At 55.6% G+C, this 6,090-nt stretch carries 4 protein-coding genes; 2 read left to right on the top strand and 2 right to left on the bottom strand.

What is annotated here, in order from left to right; translation table 11 throughout:
* Positions 1-192 precede the first annotated feature (192 nt).
* Complete coding sequence (locus tag ABJK56_RS11065) at positions 193-2,415, top strand: glycoside hydrolase family 95 protein (protein ID WP_347244729.1); 2,223 nt, start codon at positions 193-195, stop codon at positions 2,413-2,415.
* Between the two features lie 201 nt (positions 2,416-2,616).
* Here the strand turns inward: ABJK56_RS11065 and ABJK56_RS11060 are convergent, their stop codons facing one another.
* Positions 2,617-3,135: a nitroreductase family protein gene (locus ABJK56_RS11060; protein ID WP_347244728.1), complete on the bottom strand. Its 519-nt coding sequence runs from the start codon at positions 3,133-3,135 to the stop codon at positions 2,617-2,619.
* A gap of 574 nt (positions 3,136-3,709) precedes the next feature.
* Here ABJK56_RS11060 and ABJK56_RS11055 point away from each other — a divergent pair.
* Positions 3,710-3,946 carry a hypothetical protein gene (locus tag ABJK56_RS11055; RefSeq protein WP_347244727.1) on the top strand — a complete coding sequence of 79 codons (237 nt, stop codon included), beginning with the start codon at positions 3,710-3,712 and terminating at the stop codon, positions 3,944-3,946.
* Positions 3,947-4,607: 661 nt separating this feature from the next.
* Here the strand turns inward: ABJK56_RS11055 and ABJK56_RS11050 are convergent.
* Entirely contained in the window at positions 4,608-5,600 is a 993-nt protein-coding gene (locus ABJK56_RS11050; RefSeq protein WP_347244726.1) for a sialate O-acetylesterase, read from the bottom strand.
* Positions 5,601-6,090: the final 490 nt, after the last annotated feature.

The raw sequence follows: 6,090 nt of genomic DNA, 5'->3' as shown, positions 1-6,090 counted from the left end.
TGTCCCTGCCTGCGGTGCCTTTTAAGAAAAAACCTTATTTCAGCATTTTATCGGCATTTTATCGGCGTCTTATAAATTGACCCGGTCTTTGAAACACAAGAATTATTCAGATTGCGACCTCATTGTTCTGGGACGAAGGACAAAAATTTTTTATCCATATCGATAGGACAGTTTATAACGGAGTTTGCCGCGATGCGAAATCTTGTTGGGTGGGTGTTACTTTGCCTGGGCTTTGGAATAAGCGCGGTTTGTCTGGGTGCAGAGAGAGTCCCGTCCCATCCCTTGGTTTTGTGGTATCGTCAGCCAGCACAGAATTGGGAACGCGAGGCCCTGCCGATTGGAAATGGACGCTTGGGAGCCATGGTCTTTGGCGGAGTCGAGGAAGAGCATCTCCAGTTCAACGAAGACAGCCTTTGGATTGGTGATGAGCACGACACTGGCGCATACCAGGCATTCGGGGATATTTTCATCGAGCTGGAACATCCCGCGGAAAAAGTGACCGATTACGTACGGTCATTGGATATTTCCCGCGGTGTCCACGAAGTTATATATCAAATTGGGGACGTGACCTGGCGGAGAGTAGCGTTTGCCAGCCATCCGGCACAGGTTCTTGCCGTGCGGTTGGAAGCGAATCAACCAGGTCAATACAACGGCCGCGTCCGTCTCCGGGATGCCCATCGGGGAAGGATGGAGTTAAACGGGCATTGCTTCACAGTCCGTGGCTCGTTGGCGAGCTACATTTATAACCAAGGGAGTACACCCGGGCGAAAGGAGCCCTATGCCATCGCCTTGGATTACGAGGCGAAGCTGCTTGTGCAAGGGCAGGGAGGACGCCTGGAAGACACCGCAGAGGGGATTGTGTTCCGAAACTGCGATTCGTTGACACTATTCCTGGTTGCGGGAACGAACTACCTCAAAGATCGCAAGAAAGGTTGGCGCGGTGAGCTTCCATCAGAAAAACTCAACCAACAGTTGAATACTGCGGTGGCGCGGGGATTTGCCGCTCTCCTCGATGAGCATATTGCCGACTACCAAACGCTTTTCCGGCGAATGACGGTTGACTTGGGGGCAAGCCCTGACGCAGTTCGCACGCTTCCCACCGACATCCGTCTGAAAAGATATGGAGAAGGCGGCAGCGATCCAGATTTAGAAGAACTCCTCTTCCAGTATGCCCGTTATTTGATGATCAGCTCTTCCCGCCCTGGAGACCTTCCCGCGAATCTTCAAGGTCTCTGGAACAACAGCAACCTGCCTCCTTGGCGGTGTGACTATCATACGGATGTCAACGTTGAAATGAATTACTGGTTTGTGGATGCCGCCAATCTTTCCGAATGCTTCTTGCCGCTGGCGGATTGGGTTAATGCTATCAGAGAGGTGCGAAGAGAAGAAACCCGAAAGGTTTTCGGCGTTCGCGGTTGGGCGTGTCACGCTGAAAACGGCATTTTCGGCGGATCCACCTGGGAGTGGTCAAAAGGGGATGCGGCCTGGGTGGCGCAGAACCTCTGGGACCATTTTGCCTTCACGAAGGATGTCGAATATCTCCGCACAAAAGCTTTTCCGGTCATGAGAGAGCTTTGTGAGTTCTGGGTCGATCACCTGAAGGAATTGCCGGACGGAACGCTTGTCTCGCCCAACGGCTTTTCGCCCGAACATGGACCGCGGGAAGATGGAGTTTCTTATGAACAGCAGTTGGTGTGGGATCTTTTCACAAATTCTCTGGAAGCCGCTGCCATCCTTGGTGAGAACGACTCTTTCTGGAAGGAAGTTCGCGACAAGCGAGCCCGATTGCTCGGCCCCAAAATCGGTCGCTGGGGACAGCTCCAGGAGTGGATGGTGGACCGGGATGATCCGAAAGACGAGCATCGGCATCTCTCTCATCTGGTCGCCGTGTTTCCCGGTCGCCAGATTTCGCCGCGCAAGACCCCAGAATTGGCGAAGGCTGCCGCTGTATCGCTCAATGCCCGTGGTGATGGGGGACCCGGCTGGAGCAGAGCATGGAAGATCGCGCTCTGGGCCCGACTGGGTGACGGCGAGCGGAGTTATCGAATCCTGCGCGAGATGATCGGTACGTGTATCATGCCGAATCTGCTCAATACGCATCCGCCCTTCCAGATCGACGGCAATTTCGGCTATGCGGCGGGAGTCTGCGAGATGCTGGTGCAGTCGCATTTGGGGACAATAGACTTGCTGCCTGCCCTTCCGGCAGCCTGGAAGGACGGAACAGTCAAAGGAATCCGCACGCGGGGCGGCGTGGAACTGGACTTAACATGGCGAGATGGGCGGTTGACACAGGTTACATTGCGTCCTTCACAGAGCGGAACGTTCACGCTGACGTTACCCGCACAACAACAGCAAAATGGGCCTTTAACCCTTCAATTGACGGCCGGCGAAGCCCGCGTCCTGAATTTTCCATGAGCGTCACAATCTGACATGGGTCGGTCAGGTTCGAATCAAAAGGCCGTTCAGCTTTTCCGCTGGGCAGGACGGCAGAAGTGAACGCCGATCATTTGAGGAAATCCCGTTGGCGCCGGTGGGCTAGCGTTAACTTCCTAGCAACCTGAATGGCAGAGTATGTGAATGCAGACGGGGAGGATAACAGCATCCTGCGAGCTGCCATCAGCCCACGTGGTGAATGAATTCATGAAAGGCTCGGCGGGGCGTGGGAGGTGGATTCTCTGCCGGAAAACCGAGCGGCAGAATAGCCACCGGCTTCAGGCCTTCCGGAGCGCCAATGGCATGCCAGACAGCTTCGTCATGGAAAGCCCCCACCCACACACTCCCTAGTCCTAATGCAGCAGCCGCAAGGTGAGCATGGGCACAAGCAATGGTGGCATCTTGAAGGGCATAGAGCCGTTGTCCGCGATTGCCGTACCGCGCACCCGACTGGGCGGGGTTGGCACAGAAAACCAGGGCAACGGGGGCCTCTTCGATGAACCCTTGTCCCAGGGCTGCCTCGGCAAGTCGATGGAGGATCTTTTTGTCTTCCACCACGAAAACCTCGTAGGCTTGGAGGTTTCCGGCAGAAGGTGCCCAGCGAATTGCCTCGAAGATTTTTTCCATCATTTCGGCTGGAATGCTTCGGGGCTGAAACTTCCGGATGGACCGCCGGCGGCGTATCAGTTCAAAAAAATCCATGGCCACACCTTTGTGAATCCAGTTCCTGATTATAGTTAAGTTTCTCTGTTAAGTTTCTCTGGAAGCGGCGGACGATGGAAGAGAGACAGGTTTCCATCCGCAGTGTTGCTGACCCAGCCCAATTTGTAACGATCTGTGAAAGTCCAACGGCTCACAACCTCGCACGGTCGACTCATGAATCGCCCTTCCCGGAATCTGCCCTCTTCCGTTCCACTTTGTGTCTGCTGCCAGGAAGGTCCCAGGCCTTGGCAAACCCCAGTGCGGGAGTGCGATTCGGCTCAGGAAAACTGGGGGTCAGCTTCGTAACGGGAGGAGCCTGCTTATCACGACCGCTTGTCCCGAAAGATAAGTGACGCAAGGGTCTGGGGTATCAAGGGGCGGCAATATGTTGCCCGGATTTAAAAGCGACGCCTGATCACTTCTGGAAGAAATCCACACGCGGCTCTCCCGGCCTTATCTTCCGTTCGACGATCGGACCTAGGCGATAAGGCGTGTTCTGTTATGGGATACGTGACGGCATTCGCAGGGATTTGCCCACAATGATGAAGTGGCGATCCAGGATGTGACGTGGGGTTTGGACCGCCGTTCGCGCGGCCGCTTGGTGGGATCAATCCTGGCGGGCAGCATCCGTTCGGTCCAGGCTGCCGACCAACCGGAAGGTTCTCTTTCGGAGCTTTGGTGCTTTGTGCTGGCCGCCGATGCAATTCCTGAACCGGGAGGGGGACTCATCGGAAAAATCTCGAACCGCGAAGTGGATGGGGAAGCCGTTCGTTCTTCTTGGCCAAGTGGCTATGCTGACTTTTTCTCCTGAGCGGGGCTTTAATCCCGATTAGGGAGGCATTTCTTTCTCTGGCCTGGAAATGTCAAGCATGCGCACTCTGTTTGGCACATGGCAGATGGCCCCTGTCATGTGGCGAGCTTCAAGGCCTATATGAAGTGTTGGGGGTCACCTGTCGGAGATGGGAAGATCTGACCTCCGCCTGTGCCCTTGATGGGAGCGACGGGGAGCCGGCCTTGGTCTGGGCTGCTGGCAGGAGCTCCGCGTGCCCCTGGTAAAACTTGGCGGTCAGACGGTCGTCCCGGTATTCCGCACAAATGAAGGACCCGAGAGAAAATCGAACGCCGATTGGGCCGTCTGGGCGGCTCCGCGCATGGTGATCGGTATCGATACCGGGGAGCGTGTCATCTGGCGACTGATGGACCACTTGGATACCGCCCTTGCCGGCGCTCATCGAGCCGCTCGATCCTTGGTTTGTGACGATCAAACGATCGCCCGTTCCGATGGTCTTCTGCTCCCGGGTGGCAAATTGGGGGAGCTGCGGGCAAGAAGACTGGCATCCATGGGTTTAGCTTGGCGATTCGGATGCCTTTTCGCAATTTGTCTTAATAGCCATTGTCCGAGCTCTTGCTAGCACCCGTTAGGAGCAAACACCGATCGGTCAGGACATCGGAGAAAGAGGGATACGAACGCGTCACTGAGCCGGTGTATCGCGATTCAACAGCCGCAGCATAGCCCGGCCCATGGCTTCCCCAATCAAATAATATGTTTCCGCGTTGGTATTCCAGTGATAACCCTGGGCGGACGGTGATTCCTCCGGCGGACGCCAAAACTCTCGTGTACTGACAAAGGCCACGTTCCCTTTGAATTCAGGTCGCTCGGCCACAGCAGCCTGGGCCTTCATCAGAGCGAGTGCCCGGGGATGTTTTTCTTCCAGGCCACCCATACCCGTTTCGGCAATCACAAACGGAAGGCTGGGAGCGCCGAGATCCCTGCGAATGTCCTTAATAAAATGGGCCATGTTACTTTCGTATTCAGCGGTGAAATTGTCGTTGATGCGGTCATTCCAGCCCTGGTGCCAGGCAAACCCCGCCAGTTCGTATCGGCCGTCACTGCCGGGGACCAATTCTCGGATATTGGCGAGAGTTGTTTTCACGCTTGTCAGAAGTTCGCGGTAGTACTTGCCGACGATACTGGGGTCCTGTGCGATGGCGGCATCGGTATTAGCGCCCAGTGAGTAGGGTGGCTTACCCGCGCTGGGCGGCCGAAAGTCCACGGCCAGGCTCTTACCACCCCAGGCACATTTGATGAGCAGCACAGGCTCTTCAAAGGCATCACCGACAACCCAGCCGAACCCCAGTTCCGGACCGATCGTGTCCTGGCTGCCGCCGTAGCCCACGGTGAGAGGCCCCTTCCGGTCGAAGAAGACAATCCACACGTCATCCCGGGTCCGCCAGCGACCTTGATCGTCCACCAGATGACCGAAGCGCTGTGCGGTAGTGGGAGACTTCACGAGGTACTCCAGGGACCCCTTACCGCCATTCCGTTTGGGATCCGCTTTTATCACACCAGTACCGACCATGTTCGATTGGCCAGCCAGGATAAAAACCTTCACTGGAGGTGTTTCTGCCCTGGCAAATCCGGTGATCAACATAAGCAACGCGAGACACAGGGTGAGTCGCTTCACAGTCATGGCTCCTTCGGCAAGTCTCATCAAGTTGAAGATACGCCTGCAAGTTTATTCGCTCTGCGGTGGAATGGCCAACGTCGGACAAAAAATTTCGCTCTTATTTGCGGCGTGGGATCCGGTAGGGTTGGTCTTCATTATCGAACGCGGAAAATCTTTGAAAAGGGTGGGGTCTTCATCGTGTGAGGAAGCATCAAACACCTTAAAAAGTGAAAAGCCCAAATCTTGTCTTTCGCTCGTACCACATGGGATACTCAAGCGATCCGTGACTCGCGCTTACCCTTTAACCAGCCACCGAGCCGAGCGGATGGAGCCCGGTCGGTGAAATGGATTATCCAAACGTTGGAATGTGGGCCTGACAGGCGGGTCCCTGCGGACTGAATCTCGCTCCCAGGGGAGCCCGTGTGGACATCCGCGTTGCCCTAGGTGGAGGAAAGGGAGCGATGTATCAGGACTGGTGACAGCTTGAAGTGAGAAATCAACCAAAGAT

It is taken from the genome of Thermogutta sp. (assembly GCF_039793925.1).
Taxonomy (GTDB): Bacteria; Planctomycetota; Planctomycetia; order Pirellulales; family Thermoguttaceae; genus Thermogutta.
This window is presented reverse-complemented; position numbering and strand designations above follow the sequence as displayed.